This is a genomic window from Gemmatimonadaceae bacterium (assembly GCA_019637445.1).
GTDB lineage: Bacteria > Gemmatimonadota > Gemmatimonadetes > Gemmatimonadales > Gemmatimonadaceae > Pseudogemmatithrix.
The window spans coordinates 1660712-1680949 of sequence record JAHBVS010000001.1 but is presented as its reverse complement, the minus strand read 5'-3'; the positions used below and the strand labels follow the sequence as shown (position 1 = coordinate 1680949).

The following is a 20238-nucleotide window of genomic DNA, read 5'->3' as shown; positions in this document are numbered from 1 at the left end:
TACGCCTAGCCCACTAGGCGGAAAGAGGCCAGAATATCGGAATGCCCGTTCCGGACCGCCTCGTGCAGGCCCTCGCCGACCGCTACCGCATCGAGCGTGAACTTGGGCAGGGCGGCATGGCCACGGTCTATCTCGCTACCGACCTCAAGCACGGCCGCGAAGTCGCCATCAAGGTCCTGCAGCCGGACCTCGCACAGTCGCTCACCAGCGAGCGTTTCCTCCGCGAGATCGCCATTACGGCGCGGCTCAACCATCCGCACATTCTCGCACTGCTCGACTCGGGCGCCGCGCTCGACGGCGCCCTGCTCTACTACGTGATGCCCGTGGCCACCGGCGAGTCGGTGCAGGACCGACTCACGCGCACCGGCGCGCTGCCGGTGGACGAGGCGCTGCGCGTATCTGTAGATGTGGCCGAGGCGCTGGTGCACGCGCACGCGCAGGGCGTGGTGCACCGCGACATCAAGCCCTCGAACGTGCTGCTCTCAGCGGGCCACGCGATCGTGGCGGATTTCGGCATCGCCAAGGCACTGGGTGATGCGCGCGACGTGGCCGCACTCACCAGTGAAGGCATGTCGCTGGGCACACCGGGCTACATGGCGCCGGAGCAAGCCGCTGGCGAGGCGAACGTGGACCACCGCGCCGACATCTATGCACTGGGGGCAATGCTGTTCGAGATGGTGAGCGGCGAGCCGCCCTTCTCGGGCTCGTGGCAAAAGGTGGTGGCCCGGAAGATCGTCGAGGACGCGCCGTCGCTTGCTGACAAGGCACCGAATGCTTCACCAGCGCTGGTGTCTCTCGTCGCACGTTGCCTGGCACGCAGTCCAGACGGACGGCCGCAGACCGCCGAGGCACTGCTCGGCGAGCTGCGTGAGCTAGCGGCCCCGAAGAGCGCGCCCGTGGCGGCGAAGTCGCGCGTCCCCATCATCGCCGCAGCAGCGGCGGTGCTGGTGATTGCCGTCGCGTCGTACCTCGTGGTGAAGGACCGCCGGGCGCGATGGCTGCACGAGGAGGTCTTCCCGGAGTTCGTCCGGATGTTCGAAGCCGATCAGCTCGACTCGGCATTCTCCCTTGCAGAGTTGGCGGAACGACGCGTGCCCGGCGACTCGGTGCTGGCGCTGCGCGTGCGGGGGATCTCCACGCTGCGCGAGTTCCGCAGCGAGCCCGCCGGTGCAGTCGTCACGCGTGCCCCGCTCACCGATACAACGACCTGGGTCCCGGTCGGCACGACACCCACCGCAGCGACGCGAGTCCCCAACACGCCGTGGCTGTATCGCTACTCGCTGCCTGGGTATCGCAGCGAGACCGTGCTGTCTGGGCGCATGGGTGGCGAGAACGTGGATCTGCCGAATCCCGTACGGTTGCAGCGCATCACGGATCCCGATACCGGGATGGTGCTCCTGCCGGGCGGCGAGTTGCGCAGCGCGCTCTTCGGGGCGTCGACCGAACCGGCGGAGTTGTCAGAGTACCTGATGGACCGCCTCGAGGTGACGAATCGCGAGTTCAAGGCCTTCGTGGACGCTGGCGGCTACACGCGCCGCGAGTTGTGGGACTCGACCATCACGCTCAATGGACGCGCCCTCGCATGGGAGGCCGCGGTCGCACGCTTCACCGATCGCACGGGGCGGCGCGGGCCATCCACCTGGGAAGGCAGCGCACCGCCACAGGGACAGGAGGACTTCCCCGTAGGCGGCGTGAGCTGGTACGAGGCGCGCGCGTACGCGCGCTTCGCCGGCAAGGAGCTGCCGACGCTGCCGGAGTGGAGCAACGCGGCAGTGCCTGAGGCGGCGCGCTGGATTGCGTTCACCGGACGCCTCGAGTCCTCGGGCCCCGTGCGCGGCGGCAGCAGCATCGGCCCGCGCGGCGTGTTCGACGTGGCCGGCAACGTGCGCGAGTGGCTCGTGAATCCGCGCGAACCCGGCACGCGTTTCATCGTCGGCGGCGGCTGGAGCGATCCGCGCTACTTCTTCACCGAGGCCGTGGCGCAACCGGAATTCGATCGCAGCGCCATCAACGGCATTCGCCTCGTCCGGCGACTGCGCGAGATGCCGGGCCTCGCCGTCGCGAGTGCGCAGGTCATCGGCCAGCGCCGCGACTATCGCGGGGCGCGACCCGTGGACGATGCCACCTTCCGCGCGCTGCTGGCGCTCTACGAGTACGACCGCACGCCGATCGAGCCGACGCTGATTTCGCGCGACACGAGTGCCGCGGACTGGATCCGCGAGGATGTCAGCTTCCCGATCGAGGGGGAAAGCGGTCCGATGCAGGTCGCCGTGTTCCTGCCGAAGCGCGGCACGCCGCCCTACCAGACGGCGATACTCTGGCCGGCCTCCGAGGCGTTCAGCGGGAGCAGTCCGCAGCACATCACGATGACCTTCGTGGACTATCTCGTGCGCAGCGGCCGTGCGGTGGTACACCCGATCCTCGAGCACACCTACGGCCGCGGGACGCCGATGGAACGGCACGTCCCCACAAACTCAGTGGCCAGCCGCGACCAGACCATCCGATGGATGTACGAGTTCCGTCGCAGCGTCGACTATGTGGTGACGCGCCCCGACGTCGACACGACGCGCCTCGCGCATATGGGCGTCAGCTGGGGCGGGCGGATGGCCGGCATCGCGCTGGCGTTGGAGTCGCGCTTCAAGGTGTCGTCGCTGTTGGTGGCGGGGCTGCCCGCGCAGGAACAGCGGCCGGAGACGGATCCCGTGAATTTCCTGCCGCGGATTCGCATCCCGGTGCTGATGCTGAGCGGCCGGCTCGACAGCACCTTCCCGCTCGAGACCTCGGCGCGGCCGTTCTTCGAGTTCCTTGGCAGCCCGGCATCGCAGAAGATGCAGGTGATCTGGGACGGCGGGCACTACTTCCCGCGGAATCGCTGGGTGGCGGAGACGTTGGAGTGGTATGACCGATACTTGGGGCCGGTGGGGCGTTAGCGGCGCCCCAGCGCGGCGTCCCCGGCGCGGCTAGCCAAGAACCGCCTCCGTCGCGAGAATAGCCGCATGTCGACTCGCCGCCGCTCGCTCGTCCCGACCCTGCTCTTCCTCGCCGCCTCGCTCGGCATATCGCCGAACGCCAGCGCCCAGGGCCCGCGCTTCACCGTCACCTTCCCCGCCGCGCGCTCCGCAGCGCCGATCGACGGACGCGTACTGCTGTTCATCTCCGCGGACACGACAGGCGAGCCGCGCTTCGCCTCGAGCTTCAACGTCGGCACGGCACAGGTGACCGGCGTGGACGTGGACGGCTGGCGACCGGGTGCGCCAACGGTGGTCGACGCGATTGCCTTCGGCTATCCCGTGGCGTCGCTGCGCGACCTGCCGCCGGGCCGCTACCGCGTGCAGGCGCTGGTGAACCGCTACCAGACCTTCCGTCGCAGCGACGGCTTCACCGTCAAGCTGCCGCCGGACCACTGGGAAGGGCAGCAGTTCGCGCGCAAGCCGGGCAACCTGTACTCGAAGCCCGTGACGGTGAGCCTCGACGCGCGCAGTCGCATCAGCCTCGAACTCAGCGAGGAGATCCCGCCGGTCGCGGACTTCGCGCTCAAGGAAACCAAGTACGTGAAGTACGTCCGCATCCGCTCGGAGCGGCTGTCGCAGTTCTGGGGCACCGACATGTACCTCGGCGCCTGGGTGTTGCTGCCCGAAGGGTTCGATTCGCATCCGGATGCGCGGTATCCGCTGGTGCTGAATCACGGGCATTTCCCCTCGGGTGTGGACGGCTGGCGCGAGACGCCGCCGGACACGACGCTCGCGCCCGACTACTCCACGCGCTTCAGCCTCGCCGGCTACAACCGCATCCAGCAGCAGTTGGCGCATCAGCTCTACAAGGATTGGACCGGCCCCGGTTTCCCTCGCATGCTCGTCGTGCAGGTGCAGCACGCCACGCCGTTCTACGACGATTCGTACGCGGTGAACTCCGCGAACAACGGCCCGTATGGCGACGCCATCAACTATGAGCTGATCCCCGAGATCGAGCGCCGCTTCCGCGGCATCGGCCAGGGCTGGGCCCGCTTCACGTACGGCGGGTCCACCGGCGGTTGGGAAGCGATGGCCGTGCAGATGTTCTATCCGGACTTCTTCAATGGTGCGTGGATCGCCTGCCCGGATCCGATCGACTTCCGCCACTACACGTCGATCAACATCTATGAGGATCGCAACGCGTACTACACGGAGGGGCCGTTCCGTCGAACGCGACGGCCGGCGTACCGCAACTATCTCGGACACATCCTCGCCACGGTCGAGGATATGAACCTCCGCGAGCTCGCACTCGGCACACGCACGCGCTCGGGCGACCAGTTCGATGTCTGGGAGAGCGTCTACTCGCCGGTCGGCCCCGATGGCTACCCAAAGCCGATCTGGGACAAGCGTACGGGCGTGATCGACACCGCGGTCGCGCGGCACTGGCGCGACAACTGGGACCTCAACCACATCCTGCAACGCGACTGGGCAACGCTCGGTCCCAAGCTGCGCGGCAAGCTGCGCATCTATGTGGGCGACATGGACAACTACTATCTCAACAACGCGGTCTACGAGACCGAGAAGTTCCTGCGCACGGCCAGCCCGCCGGCGGATGCCGTGGTGGACTATGGTGATCGCGACGAGCACTGCTGGAACGGCGACCACACGCGCAGCAATGCGTACTCGCGGCTGCGGTATCCGCAGATGGTGCTGCCCTGGGCGTTGGAGCGGATCCTGTTGACGGCGCCGCCGGGGGCGGATGTGCGGAGCTGGCGGTACTAGCGATGTCGTCAGACATCGCCTGACAGAGCTGCGGGTCGCCGGGAGAACCCGCGACCACGCCTGCGTATTGCTCAAGTACACAGAATCTCGAGACCGCCATGACGACTCCCAGCTACGGCTTCGCCAAGACCCTCCCCACCACCGCCTTCGCCGACGCCGTCACCAAGGTGACCGACGCGCTCGCCGCCGAGGGCTTCGGCATCCTCTCCACCATCGACGTGTCCGCGACGCTCAAGAAGAAGCTCGACGTCGACGTGCGCCCTTACACAATCCTCGGCGCCTGCAACCCGACACTGGCCAACAAGGCGCTGGCCGCCGAGCCGCACATCGGATTGCTCCTGCCGTGCAACGTGCTCGTGCAGGGCGCCGAGGACGGCAAGGGCAGCACGGTGTCCATTCTCGATCCGCGCGCGATGATGCTGATGACCAACAACGCCGCGCTGAACGAGGTGGCGGCGGACGCCGAGGCACGGCTCAAGCGGGTGATGGCCGCGCTCTAGCGAGGGCGCTAGGTTCGGGCATGACCTCCCGCCGCGCATTCCTTCGCCACGCCGCCGCTGCCTCGGCGGCCTCCGTCCTCGTCCCGACCGGCCTCGCTGCGACAGCACCGTCGCGTGAAGTGCTCGAGAGCGCGCGTGCGCGACGCCCCATGCCCGCCCCTCCGCTCGGCACGCCCGAGCAGGTCGCCCAGGACGAGGCCTACTGGCGCGAGATCGCCGCCCAGTTCGCCGTCACCGACGCCGCCACGAATCTCGAAGCCGGTTACTGGGGCATGATGCCGGCGCCCACGCTCGCGGCCTACCACCGCAACGTGGACCGTGTGAACCGCGAGAGCTCCTACTTCGCGCGGCGCTCGTTCCCGGCCATCACGGCCGACGCACGACAGAAGACCGCCACCGCACTCGGCGTCGACGCCGGTGAGATCGCCTTCGCGCGCAACGCCACCGAGGCGCTGCAACACATCATCGGGCAGTACAATCGCCTGCAGCCGGGTGACACGATCATCTACGCCGACCTGGACTATCCGGCGATGCAGATGGCGATGAACGCACTGGCCGAACGGCGCGGGGCCAGGGTCGTGACCATTGACCTGCCGGAGCCACCGACACGCGAGTCGCTGGTCGAGACCTACACGCGTGCGCTCGATGCCAATCCGCGCACGCGGCTGTTGCTGCTCACGCACCCGAGCAACAAGAGCGGGCTGATGCTGCCGCTGCGCGACATCACCGCGCTGGCGACGGCGCGCGGCGTGGACACGGTGGTGGATGCGGCGCACGCCTTCGGTCAGGTGCCGCTGTCGCTCAGCGAGTCAGGTGCGACCTTCGCCGGCGTGAACCTGCACAAGTGGGTGGCCGCGCCGATCGGCGTGGCGGCACTCTACATCCGGCGTGACGCGCTGGATCGCATCGACCGCGCGCACGGTGATGACGGGCCGCTGGATCGCATCGACAGTCGTATCCATACGGGAACCACGGACTTCGCCGCTGTCATGACCGTACCCGACGCGCTGGCCTTCCAGGACCGGATCGGTGTTCCACGCAAGGCGGCACGTTTGCGCTACCTGCGCGACTCCTGGGTGAAGCCCGCGCGGGAGATCGCCGGCGTTGACCTGCTGTTGAACGATGACCCCGTGACCGCAGGCGCCATCACGAGTTTCCGCATCCGCGGCAACGGCGACCGGGCGTTCAATGCAAACCTCGCACGACGGCTGCTTGATGAGTTCGGGATCTTCACCGTGGCGCGCTCGGGACTGGCCAAGGGTGACTGCGTGCGTGTGACGCCGGCACTGTACAACTCGCCGGCGGACACGGCGAAGCTGGTGGCGGCGCTGCGGGTGATCGCACGCGCCTAGTGGCGCGGCCACGCGCCACCGTCTCGGCGCGGCGGCAGCGCGGCGGCTACATCCGCCCTTTCCGCGGCAACGCCTCGCCGCACTCCTTGCAGAACTTCGCGTCGGCATCGTGCCGCTCGCGCCCGCACTTGCCGCAACTCACCCCGCGCGGCACCAGCGAGGCCTTCTGCATCTCCATCGTCACGATGCCCGTCGGCACGGCGATGATGGCGTAGCCGAGGATCATCAGGAAGCTGGCGAGCATCTGGCCGAGGGGTGTCGCCGGCGCGATGTCGCCGTACCCCACCGTCGTCAGCGTCACGATCGCCCAGTACATGGCCACGGGGATGTTCGTGAACCCGTGCTCCGGTCCCTCGATCAGATACATGAGTGAGCCGACCACGCTCACCGACGTGACCACGGTGAACATGAATACCGTGATCTTCGCACGGCTGGCGCTCAGCGCCGCCAGGATCGTGTTAGCCTCGCTCACGTATTCCGTGAGCTTGAGGATCCGGAACACCCGCAGTACGCGGAGGATGCGCACCAGCGCGAGGAAGCGCCCTTCGGGGAAGAGCAGCGAGATGTACGTCGGCAGCGTCGCCGCCAGGTCCACCACGCCATAGAAGCTCCTGGCGTAGCGCAGCCGGTCGGCCGCGCACCAGAGCCGCATCGCGTATTCGATGGTGAACAGGAGAGTGAACACCCACTCGAACAGCATCAGCACTTGGTGTGCCCGCGCCGACAGGCCGCTCATCGAATCGAGAATCACCACCGCCACGCTGCCGACGATGGCGATGATCAGGATGACGTCGAAGAGGTTGCCGGCGCGCGTGTCGTGGTCGAAGATCACGCGGCGCCAGTACTCGCGCGCGCTTGGCGATGCAGCGGTCTTGGTCACGCCCCGAAGCTAGCCTGGCGTCCGCGGCTTCGCCGCCCTCTCGCAATCATTAGATTCTGGCGATGCGCCTCCGTCTGGTTGCCCTCGTCTCCGCCGCGGCCGCAGCGTTGGCCGCCAGTGCCGCCGCGCCGCTCGCCGCCCAGGCCACGAACGGCCCGCGTCTCATCCCCGCCCCGCGCGAGCTGGTCCGGTCCGCACCGGCCGCGCTCTTCCGCGCCGAGATCACCATCGCGCCCGGCGCCGACGAACAGGACCGCTGGGCCGCCGGCGAGTTCGCCGAGTCGATGCGTGCGCGAGGCTTGAGCGCCGCTGTCACCTCGAACAGCCGCGGCTGGCACGTCACGCTGCTCCGCCGCGAGTCCGACGCCGCCCGCCAGATCCTCGAGCGCGAACGCCTGCGCTTTGACCGCGCGATGCACGACGAGGGCTACATCCTCCTCGCCAGCACCGACGGCGCCACGGTCATCGCCGACAACGCCACCGGCATCTTCTACGGGCTGCAGACGCTCAAGCAGCTCTTCACCGGCGCCGGCGACCGCACGCAACTGCACCCCGTTACCATCCGCGACTGGCCCGCCATGCGCTGGCGCGGCGCGCAGGACGATGTCTCGCGCGGACCGCTGCCCACGCTCGAGTACCAGAAGAGCCAGGTGCGACGCCTCGCGGCCGTGAAGCTCAACACGTTCACGCTGCAGTTCGAGCATACGCTGGCCTACGCCTCACAGCCGGTCATTGCCCCGCCGGGCGGCGCGATGTCGCGCGAGGACGTGCGCGCGCTCGTCGCCTACGCCAAGCAGTACCACATCACGATCATCCCGCACCAGCAGACCTTCGGCCACCTGCACCACGCGCTCAAGCTCGAGCTCTACGCCGATCTGTCGGAGACGCCGCACGGCCACGTCCTCGCACCCGGCCAGCCGGGCACGCTGGCCTTCACCAAGGGTGTCTTCGCCGAGATCGACTCGATGTTCCCGTCGCCCTTCGTGCACCTCGGCGCGGACGAGACCTTCGAACTCGGCAAGGGCCGCACCAAGCCGGACGTGGACACGCGCGGCATCGGCCCCGTGTACGTGGACTACCTCAAGCAGATCGTCGAGACGGTGCGCGTGCCCGGCAAGCGCTACCTGTTCTGGGGCGATATCGCGATGAACCACCCCGACCTCGTGAAGGGGCTGCCCAAGGATCTCATCGCGGTGGGTTGGGACTACTGGTCGCGCTCGAACTTCGACCGCTACCTCAAGCCCTTCCGCGATGCCGGCATGGAGACCTGGGTCGCACCCGGCGTGAACTCCTGGCTTCGCGTCTACCCGAACAACATTTCGGCGCTCTCGAACATCCAAGGCTTCGTGCGCGACGGGCAACGCGGCGGTGCGACCGGCATGATCAACACCAGCTGGGACGACGACGGCGACGCGATCTTCGAGCAGGTGTGGTACGGCATCTACTTTGGCGCGGCCGCCGCCTGGCAACCGGGCGAGGCCAGCATCCCGCAGTTCCAGGCAGCGTATGGCACAGTGTTCCACGGCGATACGCTTGGTGCGATCGACGCCGCACAGCGCCATCTAATGGAAGCGCACCGCGCCATCGACGCCGGTACCTGGCTCTTCTTCGTGGACCCCTGGTCCGAGGAAGGCGCCATCGAGACCGTGCGCCTGCGTCCGAAGCTCGCGCAGATGCGCATTCACGCCGAGAGCGCCTTGGTACAGATCGCGCGCGCACGGACGCAGCGGCACATCCGCGAACAGGCAGCAATCGATGCGATGGAGCTCGGCGCGCGCCGCATGGACTGGCTGGCAATGAAGTTCCAGATCGCCGATGAGATCGCGCAGGGTATCTACGCGCTGGCGTCGCTCGACACCGTGACCTGGAAGGAACTCGCCGAGTTCACGGGCATCAACGGCAAGCTGCAGGACATGCGCGATGGCTACGTGCTCACGCGCGAGTTGTTCGAACGCAGCTGGCGCCAGGAGAACCGGCCCTACTGGCTGCAGAACAACCTGGCGCGCTACGACGTGGAGATCGCCACCTGGGTGGGCCGCATCAACCAGATGGATGCGGCGCGTCGGCGCTTCACGCGCGAGCGAAAGCTGCCGACGCCCGAGGAGTTCCGATTGCCCCCGACGCTACGCGCGCCGCGAATTTGACTTGCTGCGCTCGAGCGCGCGGCGTACGGCGCGCTCCAGGGCGTCGATGGCGTGATCGAACGCAGCACGATGGTCGTAGTCGACGACTTCGACCACCACGCTCTCGTGCCGGGTCAGCGTCGCCTTGATGGCGCAGCGTCGGGCCGGCGCACCCTTGGGACCGCTGATGTCCTCGAGCCGTACGCTGGTGCGCTCGATGCGCGGTGCGAACTTGCCGAGCTTGAAGCCGCAGCGCTTGGCGATGTAGTCGCGCAGCTGGTCGTCCACCTCGACGCCACGCGCGCGGACGGCCAGCGGGGTCTCGGGCGCCGTCGTGCGGCCCCGTTCGGTCTTGTGCTTGGCGTTCGAGGCGGTCCCCATCGGGGCGCGCCGGGCCTGCCTGGAGCCACGTGCTGCCATCGGCCAACTCCGTCGTGAATCGGGTGTCGAAGGACCAGTAATCTGCCCACGCGTACAGGGTCAGACCACCCCGCCCGGCGAAACCCTGACAGTCCCAACGGCTCGCCAGTGGAGCCCGTATCTTGGGGCGATAGCCACCTTCCTCCTCCCACCTCCCTCCTCCATCCTGAAAATGCGCTCCCTGAGGCTCCTGGTCGCTGCCGGCTTCGTCGCCGGCACCGCGACCCTCCACGCCCAGACGATCGACCAGTCGATGATCGACGGTCTTCGCTGGCGCAACATCGGCCCCGCCAACATGTCGGGTCGCATCTCTGACGTCGAAGGCATCCCCGGCAGCGCGACGTTCTTCGTCGCGGCGGCGGGCGGCGGTCTCTGGAAGACCACCAACGGCGGCGTCACCTTCCGTCCGGTCTTCGACGAGTACGGCGTGCCCTCGATGGGCGACCTCGCCATCGCGCCGAGCGACACGAACGTCATCTACCTCGGCACCGGCGAGCCGAACTCGCGCAACTCCATCTCCCCGGGCGGCGGCGTCTACAAGTCCACCGACGGCGGCCTCACCTGGAAGTTCTCGGGCCTCAAGGAGACGGAGCACGTCGGACGCATCGTCGTGCACCCGACCAACCCGAACGTCGCCTGGGTGGCGGCGCTGGGCGCGGCCTGGCGCACGAACCGCGAGCGCGGTCTCTACAAGACCACCGACGGCGGTGCGACCTGGCAGAACAAGAAGTACATCAACGACACCACTGGCTTTGTGGACGTCGCGATCAATCCGCGGAACCCGAACATCCTGTTTGCCGCGAGTTACCACCGGCTGCGCCAGCCGTACTACCTGCAGTCGGGCGGCCGTGGCTCGGCGCTGTGGACGTCCACGGACGGCGGCGAGACCTGGACCGAGGTCAAGGGCGGCGGATTCCCCGAGACGATGAAGGGCCGCATCTCAATCGCCATCTCGGCGTCCAACCCGGACGTGATGTACACGATGGTCGAGGCCGAGCCGGCTGCCGGCTCGACCGAGCGTCTGAGCGGCCTGTATCGTTCAGCGGACGGCGGCAAGACCTGGGAGCGCACGTCCACGGACAACGTCCGGCCGTTCTACTACTCGCAGGTGCGCGTGCACCCGACCAACCCCGACCGCGTGTGGTTCTCGTCCACGCCGGTGAAGGTGTCGGATGAGGGCGGCAAGAATGCCCGCAACGCCACGATCGGCATCCACGTGGATCACCACGCGATGTGGATCGACCCGAAGGACCCGAACCGCCACATCATGGGCAACGACGGCGGCATCGGCATCTCCTTCGACAACGGTGGCAACTACTGGTTCCCGAACACCTTCGCCATCGGCCAGCCGTACAACGTGTCGGTGGACATGGCCGTGCCGTACAACGTCTGCGGTGGCCTGCAGGACAACGGCTCGTGGTGCGGCCCGTCGCGCCGCCGCCAGGGCGACATCACCAACGCGATGTGGTTCACCTACAACGGTGGTGACGGCTTCGGCACGGCGCAGGACCTGACGAACCCGGACATCATCTACGGCACTTCGCAGGGCGGCAACATCGCGCGCTTCATCGTGTCGGCGGGGCAGTCCAACCGACTGCAGAAGCCCGACTACCGTGAGCAGTACATGAAGTGGGAAGACAGCATCATGGTCATCCGCGGCGACACCACGCGGCCCATGAACGCGGCGATGCGCCGGCAGGTCGACGCGCTGCGCGCGCAGCAGAAGAAGGACTCGGTGGACCTCTCGCTGCGCTGGAACTGGAACACGCCGTTCTTCCTCTCCCCGCACAACCAGTCGGTGATGTACCTGGCGGCCAACCGCGTGCTCAAGTCCGTGAAGCGCGGTGACGAGATGTTCCCGATCTCGCCCGACCTCACCTACGCCGACACGATGAAGGTTCGCGTGTCGACGCAGACCACCGGTGGCATCACGACGGACGCCACGGGCGCCGAGACTTTCGGCACCATCGTCTCGCTCAATGAGTCGCCGATCAAGCCGGGCCAGCTCTACGCCGGCACGGACGACGGCCGCGTGTGGATGACGGCCAACGACGGTGGCTCCTGGACGGAGCTCACCAGCCGCATCACGGGCGTGCCGGCTGGCAGCTACGTGTCGCGCATCGAGCCCTCGCACTTCGACGTCGATCGCTTCTACGTCACCTATGACAACCACCGCCGCGGCGACTTCACGCCGTATGTGTTCGTGTCCAATGACGGTGGCCGCAGCTTCAGCAGCATCGCCGGCGGCCTGCCGCGCGGCGCCGCGGACTTCGTGCACGTCGTGCGCGAGGACCTGAAGAACGAGGACCTGCTCTTCGTTGGCACGGACGTCGGGGCCTACGCCTCGGGCGACCGCGGCAAGACCTGGCAGAAGTTCATGACGGGCCTGCCGAACGTGCCGGTGCACGATCTCGTCATCCATCCGCGCGAGGCCGAGCTGGTGGCGGCGACGCACGGGCGCTCCTTCTGGATCGTCGACATCTCGCCGTTGCAGCAGATGAAGGACATCAGCACGACGGTGGCCGCGCACGTCTTCAAGCCGCGCACGGGCTACCAGTTCGGCGACCGCCGCGTCGAGGGCCAGTCCACCGGCAACTCGCTGTTCGCCGGCACGAGCCCGGGCTACGGCGCGGACATCTACTATCGCGTGACGAAGAGCGTGGGCCCGGTGCGCCTGCACATCCTCGACGCGATGGGCGACACGGTGCAGACGCTCACGGGCCAGGGTGGCGTGGGCCTGCACAAGGTGACCTGGAACTTCAACGGTCGCCCCGCCCCGCGTCCGGCGCTCAAGGGTGCCGCGCTGCGCGACTCGATCCTCGGCGCCCGCCGCACGGTGGCCGCGCTCGACTCGATCGAGAAGGAAGGCAAGGTGCCGAAGCCGGCGCTCGATATGATCCGTCGCAACATCGAGGGCGGCGCGCAGGGCATGCAGGCGATGGCCCGCGCGTTCGGCTTCGCTGGAGGCGGCGGTGGTGGTGGTGGCGGCGGCTTCGGCGGTGGCAATCAGGCCCCGCGCTGGGTGGAGCGCCCGGCCGAGCAGGCCGTGCAGCCGCAGCGTCCGGCTGGTGGACGTGGTCCTGGTGGCGCGGGTGGCCCCCCGGGCGGCGCCGGTGCCGGCATGGGAATCGACCAGGGCGAGCTGTTCAGCATCATGCGCGCCATCGGCGTCACGGGTGGCGGCGGCCGCTTCTTCGGCGGCGGCATCCCCACAGCCGAAGCCGGTGATTACCAGGTCGTCACGACGATCGATGGCCAGACCCACCGCCAGACCCTGCGCGTCGAGCGCATGACCGGCGGCGAGGGCTCGGGCTTCCCCTTCGAAGTCGAACTGATGATGAAGGAGTACGAGCGCTGGTTGCGTAGGCAGTAACTACAACTGCTTTGCCACAGAGGCACAGAGACACAGAGGATTTCGTGGCGTAGTACCTGCTGCTCTGTGTCTTCTTGAACGACACTTCTAAGGGGGCTCGGCGGACAGATCTGTCCGCCGAGCCCCCCTAGTGTTTGCCGTTGGTCTAGTCACAGAGGTTTATGTGCGTCCCGACACCTCTGTGTCTCTGTGCCTCTGTGGCAAAGCAGTTAGCAGTTCGAAGATTATCGAACCCGCAACACAATCATCGGCCCTTCAACCGACGCCCGGTCCACGGCACGGATCGCGACACGGTCAGCGCCAGCCGGCACGGAGAGCTCACGCACGCGGCCAGACATCAACGAGCTGTGCCAGGAGCCGTCGGGACGCCGCGTCTGCACCAGCCAGAACTGCGGCGACTCCGTCCCGGCGGGCGAGACCTTGAGCGTCACGCGCGTACCGCTGCGACGCAGCTCAAGTTGTGGCTCTCCCTGCGGCGCGACATCAAGCCACGGCGAGGGCGGCACCAAGGCCGGTGCGCTGTACACGTGGCGACCGAGTCGCGTGGCCAGCGAGTCACGATCCTCGAGGAAGGCCTTCGCCGAGAAGTGCACATTCCCGCTCGCACCGGCCTCGGCGCGCGTGAGCCGGATCTGCGCCTCGATCTCGCTCGTGCGCCAGGCCGTGCGCGACTGCTCGCCCACCTTGCTCGTGTAGTTGCCTGGCCAGAGATGCCGGCCGAAGGCGTTCTGCTCCGCCCACCAGCGCAGCAGCACCGGATATTCCTGCCCACGCTGCGCCACAGGCCAGTAAAGCTGCGGCGAGAAGTAGTCGAGCCAACCCTCGTGCAGCCACTTCCGCGCGTCGGCATAGAGCTCGTTGTAGGCGTCGAAGCCCACCACTGTCTCCGGGAAGCCCGGTCGCCAGATCCCAAACGGACTCACGCCGAACTTCACCCACGGCTTCTCCGCGTGGATGCTGCGGTACAGCTCGCTCACCAACGCATTCACGTTCTCGCGGCGCCAGTCGTCGCGCGCGAGCGTGCCACCACCCATCGAGTAGCGCCGGAACGTGGAGGCATCTGGGAAGTCGACGAGGCGACCGCTGCGATCGCGCTCCTTGTACGGATAGAAGTAATCGTCGATGTGGACGCCATCGATGTCATAGCGCTTCACGACGTCGACAATCACGCGCACCGTATGCGCACGCACCGCCACCTCACCCGGATCCATCCACTGCTGGCGGCCGTAGTTGCGCACCAACGACGGGCGCGCGACGGCCAGGTGCTTCGGCGACAGCGCGCCCTTGGCCGAGGTGTGGCGGGCGCGATAGGGGTTGAACCAGGCGTGCAACTCGAGCCCACGCGCGTGTGCCTCGTCCACTGCGAACTTGAGCGGGTCCCAGTACGGGCGCGGGGCCACGCCCTGCTGCCCGGTGAGGTACTCGCTCCAAGGCTCCAACTCCGAGGCGTACAGCGCGTCACCCGACGGACGCACCTGCAGGATCACTGCGTTCAGTCCGGTCGCCTTGGCCTTGTCGAGCAGTTGCCGCAGCTCCAGCTGCGCGGAGTCCGTGGGAAGCCCGGGCCGCGAGGGCCAATCGATGTTCCCAACAGAGGCGATCCAGAGGCCGCGAAACTCGCGCGCCAGTGGTGGCGGCGAACACGAGACGTCATCCAGCGCGCAGGGCTCCGGTGAAGCGCCGGAGGCAAGCGGTCGCACGACCGTGCCGGCGGCAGGCGGCGTTGATGCGGCGGCGCCACCGGACGTCGGCTGCGCCAATAGCGGCGATCCCGCAGCAAGTGCCGCGAGCGCCAGGATTGTCGAACGGAAGAACGAACGGATCATTGCACCACGTAAACGAGATTGCCGCTGGGGTGTGCGGAACAGGTACCCCCGTAGGTGCCAGGATACGCAATCGTGAAGTCCCGCGTCTCACCGGCCGCCGCCCCGAACAGCGCGAGTTGGTGCCGCAGGGAATCACGGTTCACCACACGCACCACGGTACTGCGACCACGGGCCTGCACATACAACGTTTCCGGCAGGGCGCGCCCAGCCACCGTCGCCACGCCCCCAGGTGCGATCTCGATCACCACCGACGGCCTGGGCCACATCCAGTAGGCGAGCGCCCCCGTGACAAGGACGACCAGTCCCACCGCGAGGCTACGGCCGCCGGACACCGGCCCGCACCTGGACCGTCTGGCCCGAGACGAACGTGAGCGTCGTCACCACCGTGTCGCCGGCCACCAGCGGTCGGCGCAGCCGCGTCAGCATCACGTGCGCGCCTAACGGCTTGAACTGCACGCTGTCGTCCGCCGGCACCGGCAAGGCGGTGACCTCCGACATGTGCATCGTCCGGTTGTGCTGCATCGAGATGTGCATCTGCGTCAGCTCGGCGGCCTCGCTGGCCACTCCCTTCAGAGTATCGGCCACCGAGCCGGCATTCCCCAGCGTGAAGTAGACGGCGGCGTTCGCGCCGCTGTCGGCCGCCCGCGCCCAGGCCTCCCACACACTCAGCTCCGATGTCGGCACCGCCGCGCGCTCCGCGCCGCAGGCCATCAGCACCGCGCTAGAGCAGGCGGCGCAGATCCTCTGCCAGTTCCTCACCACGAACCCCCGGTTCATAGAGCACCCGTAGCCGGCCCTGGCGGTCCACCACGTAGGTGTGTGCCGGGTGTGCCACGGTGTAGTCCCGTTCCCGCGTGTCCCCCTCGGGATACGCAGCGATACTCCACGAGCGCTTGAGCGCCTCGAGCCCTTCGGTGTCCGGCGCCCAACCGACGAACGTCGAGTCAAACTGGCGAGCGTACTTGAGCGCCAACTCCGGCGTGTCGCGATCCGGGTCGACGCTCACGAACACAAATCGCACGTTTGCCGCCCGTTCGCCCAAGGCACGCTTGGCCCGCGCCCAGTCGCTCATCGTCGTCGGACAGACGTCCGGACAGTGCGTGTACCCGAAGTAGAGCAGCACGACCTTGCCGCGTTCGGCGGAGAGATCGAACGCCGTGCCATCGAACGCCGTGAACTGCAACGGCGCCGCCGGCTCGGGATCCTGGATGCGCACGCCGCGCTGCGGCTCGCCGCAGGACGCCAAGCCCACAGTCAGCGCCAGTGCGCCGCCCAACAGGCGCGAAGCCGTTCGCATCAACACTCGCATCTATGGAAGATACCGAGGGGGCCAAGGCACAAAGGCGCTGACTTCCCGCTGATAGCGGCGGTACGCCTCGCCCCGTGAGCGCAGCGCGTGGGCCTCGGTGGCCGCGATGCCCGTCACGCGCGTGAGGAAGTACAGCATCAGCGCGGGCGACAGCAGGCCGATCCAACCCAAGGGTGAGGCCAGGCCGAGCAGCGCGAAGCCGCACCAGACCAGCCAGTCGAAGAAGTAGTTCGGATGGCGCGACCATCCCCAGAGTCCCACCCGGCAGACGGTGCCGCGATTCGCCGCATTGGACTTGAACCAACGCAACTGCGCGTCGGCAAGCGACTCGCCGGCCATGCCCAGCACGGCGAGTACCGCTCCCGCCCACGTCAGCCAATGGATGCTCGGCGTGCGATCGACGCTCACCGCCAGGAATGGCCAGGCCAGGATGACATCCAACACGCCCTGACCGACGAACAAGAGGAAGAACTTGAGGCCGAGGCGCCCGCCCCAGCGCTCCCGCATCTCCGCGTAGCGCGGATCCTCGCCACCATCGCGCAGCAAGCGCAGCGCGAGATGCGTCGACAGCCGAAGGGACCAGAGCCCGACCACGCTGCCGATCAGCAGTCGGCGCGGCGCATATCCCTCAGCCCGCACGGCATACAACGCCGCCAGCAGCCCGAGCGTGAGCGCCCAGCCCACGTCCACCCACGACGCGTTTCGCGTCCGTCGGTGCACGGCCCAGAGCGCCAGCATGACCACGGAGGCGAGCACAGCGCCCTGCCCCAGCAGTCGAAGTGTCTCCTGCGATGCAAATCCCGTTGACATCAGACCTGGGAATATATTACCATTCAGGCATATATGACAGCCCTCGCCGCCGTCCTCGCCCTGCTCATCGGGCTCACCCTGGGGCTCCTGGGCGGTGGCGGGTCCATCCTGACGGTGCCGGTCATCGCCTATTCAATGAATGTGGATCCCAAGCTGGCCGTCGTGATGAGCCTGCCCATCGTGGGCGGAGCGTCGCTGGTCGGCGTGGTCCGCAACCTGCGGATGGGCAACATCGACCTACGTCTGGCGATTCCCTTTGGCCTCGCCGCCATGGTCGGTGCCTTCGGCGGTGCGCGCGCCGCGCGCTTCCTCAGCGGCGAGATGCAGCTCCTGCTCCTCGCCGTCGTGATGCTCGGCGCCTCCGTCTCCATGTTCCGCAACGCCAAGCTGCCGGAGCCGGCGGCCGGCGAGCGGCCGCATCTGGGCGCCGGCGTCCTGGTCATCGGTGCGCTCACCGGCGTCCTGACTGGGCTTGTCGGCGTCGGCGGTGGATTCCTGCTCGTGCCCGCATTCGTACTGCTCGCCGGACTGCCGATGCGCTCGGCCGTCGGCACCTCGCTGTTCGTGATCGTGCTCAACACCACCGCGGGGTACGCCGGCTACCACGGCGTCGTCTCGGTGCCCTGGAATCTCGTGCTCTGGTTTGCCGGTTTCACCGCCGCCGGGCTACTCGGCGGCACCTATCTCGTCCAACACATCAGCCAGTCGCTGCTCAAGCGCGCCTTTGCGGTGCTGCTCGTCGTCGTGGCCGGCTACATCATCTACAAGAACGGCGGTTCGCTGTGATCGGGAGATCCTGATGTTCCTCAAGCGCTTCTATGATGACGGCCTTGCGCAGGCCTCGTACCTGATCGGTTGCGCCGCCACCGGCGAAGCCATCGTGATCGACGCCAATCGCGACATCCAGCAGTATCTCGATGCCGCGGCCGCCGAGAAGCTCGGCATCACGCACGTGACGGAGACGCACATCCACGCGGACTACGTGTCCGGCTCGCGCGAGCTCGCGCAGCGCACCGGTGCCCAGCTGCTCCTCTCGGCCGAGGGCGGGAAGGACTGGCAGTACGCCTTTGCCAAGCAGGATGGCGCCACGCTGCTGCACGACGGTGACGTGATCAAGGTCGGCAACATCAAGATCGACGTGCTGCACACGCCGGGACATACCCCGGAGCACCTGTCCTTCCTCGTCACCGACACTGCCGCCGCGCACGAGCCGATGGGCATCGCCACCGGCGACTTCGTGTTCGTCGGCGATGTTGGGCGCCCGGACCTGCTCGAGCGCGCGGCCAAGGTGGCGAATACGATGGAAGCCGGCGCCCGCACGCTGTTCAAGTCACTCGACCGCTTCCGCGGCCTGCCCGACTACCTGCAGGTCTGGCCCGGTCACGGCGCCGGTTCTGCCTGCGGCAAGTCACTGGGCGCCGTCCCGACCTCGACGGTCGGCTACGAGAAGCGCTTCAACTGGGGCGTGGGCACGACGGACGAATCCACCTTCGTGGACGCCGTGCTCGCCGGCCAGCCGGAGCCACCGCTCTACTTCGCGGAGATGAAGCGCATCAACCGCGACGGCCCGCCGATCCTCGGCGGCTTCAAGGCACCGGCCCGCGGATCGCTCGCCGAGCTTCGCACCGCACTCACCGATGGCGCGGCCGTCCTCGACCTGCGCCCTGCCGCGGAGTTCGCCCGCGGGCACATCCCCGGCACGCTCAACATCCCGCTCAACAAGAGCTTCTCCACCTGGGCCGGCTGGCTGGTGAAGTACGACCAAGCCATCCACCTCATCGCCAACGAGCGCGACGCGCTCAAGGCCGTGCGCGAGCTCGCGATGATCGGTCTGGATGCCGTCGCCGCGAGCTACGAGCCGCGGATCATCACCGAGTTCAAGGACCAGGGCGGCGCGCTCGGCACCGTGGCCAAGACGGAGAGCAAGGCGCTGGCGCCGCGCGTGGCCCGCGAGGAAGTCACGGTGCTCGATGTGCGGAACCGTAGCGAGTTCGATGCCGGCCATCTGCCGGGCGCCCTGCACATCCCCGTCGGCTACCTGCCCGCGCGACTCGGCGAGATCCCGCGCGACAAGCCCATCATCGTACAGTGCCAGACGGGTAGCCGCTCGGCCATCGCCGCTTCGTTGCTGCAGCGCCTTGGCATCGAGCAGGTCTCCGATCTGACGGATGGATACGTCGGGTGGCAGGCCGCCGGCTTCGACATCGTCACCGAAGACGCCCCCGCCGGGGCTGGAGTCTGACCATGGCACGCCAGAACATGACACCCGCATTGGTGGATTCGCTCGCCGAGCGCTTCAAGGCCCTTGGCGAGCCGGCGCGCCTGCAGCTCCTGCTCGCCTTGCGCGGTGGCGAGCGCGCGGTCGGCGACCTCGTCGAGCGCACCGGACTCGGACAGGCCAACGTCTCCAAGCACCTGCAGCAGCTGCATCAGTGCGGATTCATCACGCGGCGCAAGGAAGGGACGTTCGCGTACTACACGATCGCCAACCCCGACGTGTTCATGCTCTGCGACGTGATGTGCGGACACATCGAGGATGAGGCCAAGGAACGCCGCGCGGCGCTTCGTATCGCGCGTTAGGCAACGATCTGCACAAGCCGGAAAAGAGAACGGTGGTAGGGGTTAGCCCCTACCACCGTTTCACCTTCATCCTTCCACCTTCATCCTGTTCCAGAGGCGCCGGTCGGAATCGAACCGACGAATAGCAGATTTGCAGTCTGCCGCCTTACCACTTGGCCACGGCGCCGTAGGGAGGAAGCTAGCCGCGGCACGCGCCCTTCTCAATAGAAAGGAGCGGGCCGCCCCCGAGCCCGGACTCGCGTCCGGGAGTGGTGGCGCTCCGGCGCCCCCGAGCCCGCAGCCCGGGCCCTAAACGTTCCAGGCGGCAGCCGCGTCCAATACTGCGGTTCCCA

Annotated in this window: 16 protein-coding genes and 1 tRNA gene; 9 read left to right on the top strand and 8 right to left on the bottom strand. The window is 67.8% G+C overall.

Features of this window, described 5'->3' with window-relative positions; genetic code table 11:
• Positions 1–41 precede the first annotated feature (41 nt).
• From KF709_07585 to KF709_07570, 4 genes are all read left to right on the top strand, one after another.
• Positions 42–2930 carry a protein kinase gene (locus tag KF709_07585; GenBank protein ID MBX3174258.1) on the top strand — a complete coding sequence of 963 codons (2889 nt, stop codon included), beginning with the start codon at positions 42–44 and terminating at the stop codon, positions 2928–2930.
• A 66-nt stretch (positions 2931–2996) separates the two neighbouring features.
• Positions 2997–4733: a hypothetical protein gene (locus KF709_07580; GenBank protein MBX3174257.1), complete on the top strand. Its 1737-nt coding sequence runs from the start codon at positions 2997–2999 to the stop codon at positions 4731–4733.
• A gap of 98 nt (positions 4734–4831) precedes the next feature.
• Positions 4832–5233 carry a DUF302 domain-containing protein gene (locus KF709_07575; protein MBX3174256.1) on the top strand — a complete coding sequence of 134 codons (402 nt, stop codon included), beginning with the start codon at positions 4832–4834 and terminating at the stop codon, positions 5231–5233.
• A 20-nt stretch (positions 5234–5253) separates the two neighbouring features.
• Positions 5254–6585: an aminotransferase class V-fold PLP-dependent enzyme gene (locus KF709_07570; protein ID MBX3174255.1), complete on the top strand. Its 1332-nt coding sequence runs from the start codon at positions 5254–5256 to the stop codon at positions 6583–6585.
• Positions 6586–6631: 46 nt separating this feature from the next.
• Here KF709_07570 and KF709_07565 read toward each other — a convergent pair whose 3' ends face one another.
• The gene (locus KF709_07565) at positions 6632–7465 is read right to left on the bottom strand and encodes an ion transporter (GenBank protein MBX3174254.1); all 834 of its coding nucleotides are present in this window, start codon (positions 7463–7465) and stop codon (positions 6632–6634) included.
• 62 nt (positions 7466–7527) lie between these two features.
• On the opposite strand from KF709_07565, the gene KF709_07560 reads away from it, so the two are divergent.
• Complete coding sequence (locus KF709_07560; GenBank protein ID MBX3174253.1) at positions 7528–9609, top strand: beta-N-acetylhexosaminidase; 2082 nt, start codon at positions 7528–7530, stop codon at positions 9607–9609.
• Here KF709_07560 and KF709_07555 read toward each other — a convergent pair.
• A complete protein-coding gene (locus KF709_07555; protein MBX3174252.1) occupies positions 9589–10008 on the bottom strand; it encodes an HPF/RaiA family ribosome-associated protein in 420 nt (139 codons plus the stop codon). The two genes, KF709_07560 and KF709_07555, sit on opposite strands and share 21 nt — an antisense overlap.
• Positions 10009–10180: 172 nt before the next feature.
• On the opposite strand from KF709_07555, the gene KF709_07550 reads away from it, so the two are divergent.
• The gene (locus KF709_07550) at positions 10181–13381 is read left to right on the top strand and encodes a hypothetical protein (protein MBX3174251.1); all 3201 of its coding nucleotides are present in this window, start codon (positions 10181–10183) and stop codon (positions 13379–13381) included.
• Between the two features lie 224 nt (positions 13382–13605).
• Here the strand turns inward: KF709_07550 and KF709_07545 are convergent, their stop codons facing one another.
• From KF709_07545 to KF709_07525, 5 genes are read right to left on the bottom strand one after another with little or no spacing between them, the layout of a single operon-like run.
• Positions 13606–15207 (bottom strand): family 10 glycosylhydrolase, encoded by a 1602-nt coding sequence (locus tag KF709_07545; protein ID MBX3174250.1) that lies wholly within the window; start codon positions 15205–15207, stop codon positions 13606–13608.
• Positions 15204–15515, bottom strand: coding sequence for a hypothetical protein (locus KF709_07540; protein MBX3174249.1), 312 nt, complete (start codon positions 15513–15515; stop codon positions 15204–15206). Before KF709_07540 ends, KF709_07545 begins: the two co-directional genes overlap by 4 nt.
• A gap of 7 nt (positions 15516–15522) precedes the next feature.
• Positions 15523–15918 (bottom strand): copper chaperone PCu(A)C, encoded by a 396-nt coding sequence (locus KF709_07535; protein ID MBX3174248.1) that lies wholly within the window; start codon positions 15916–15918, stop codon positions 15523–15525.
• Between the two features lie 10 nt (positions 15919–15928).
• Entirely contained in the window at positions 15929–16504 is a 576-nt protein-coding gene (locus tag KF709_07530; GenBank protein ID MBX3174247.1) for an SCO family protein, read from the bottom strand.
• Between the two features lie 12 nt (positions 16505–16516).
• Positions 16517–17326: a DUF1295 domain-containing protein gene (locus KF709_07525; protein ID MBX3174246.1), complete on the bottom strand. Its 810-nt coding sequence runs from the start codon at positions 17324–17326 to the stop codon at positions 16517–16519.
• A gap of 33 nt (positions 17327–17359) precedes the next feature.
• Between KF709_07525 and KF709_07520 the strand changes: the two genes are divergently transcribed.
• From KF709_07520 to KF709_07510, 3 genes are read left to right on the top strand one after another with little or no spacing between them, the layout of a single operon-like run.
• Positions 17360–18112 carry a sulfite exporter TauE/SafE family protein gene (locus tag KF709_07520; GenBank protein MBX3174245.1) on the top strand — a complete coding sequence of 251 codons (753 nt, stop codon included), beginning with the start codon at positions 17360–17362 and terminating at the stop codon, positions 18110–18112.
• Between the two features lie 13 nt (positions 18113–18125).
• Positions 18126–19568, top strand: a complete 1443-nt coding sequence (locus tag KF709_07515; GenBank protein MBX3174244.1) for an MBL fold metallo-hydrolase — start codon at positions 18126–18128, stop codon at positions 19566–19568.
• Positions 19569–19570: 2 nt separating this feature from the next.
• Complete coding sequence (locus KF709_07510) at positions 19571–19906, top strand: helix-turn-helix transcriptional regulator (protein MBX3174243.1); 336 nt, start codon at positions 19571–19573, stop codon at positions 19904–19906.
• 94 nt (positions 19907–20000) lie between these two features.
• On the opposite strand, the gene KF709_07505 is transcribed toward KF709_07510, so the two are convergent.
• Positions 20001–20072 (bottom strand) — tRNA-Cys (locus tag KF709_07505).
• Positions 20073–20238 lie beyond the last annotated feature (166 nt).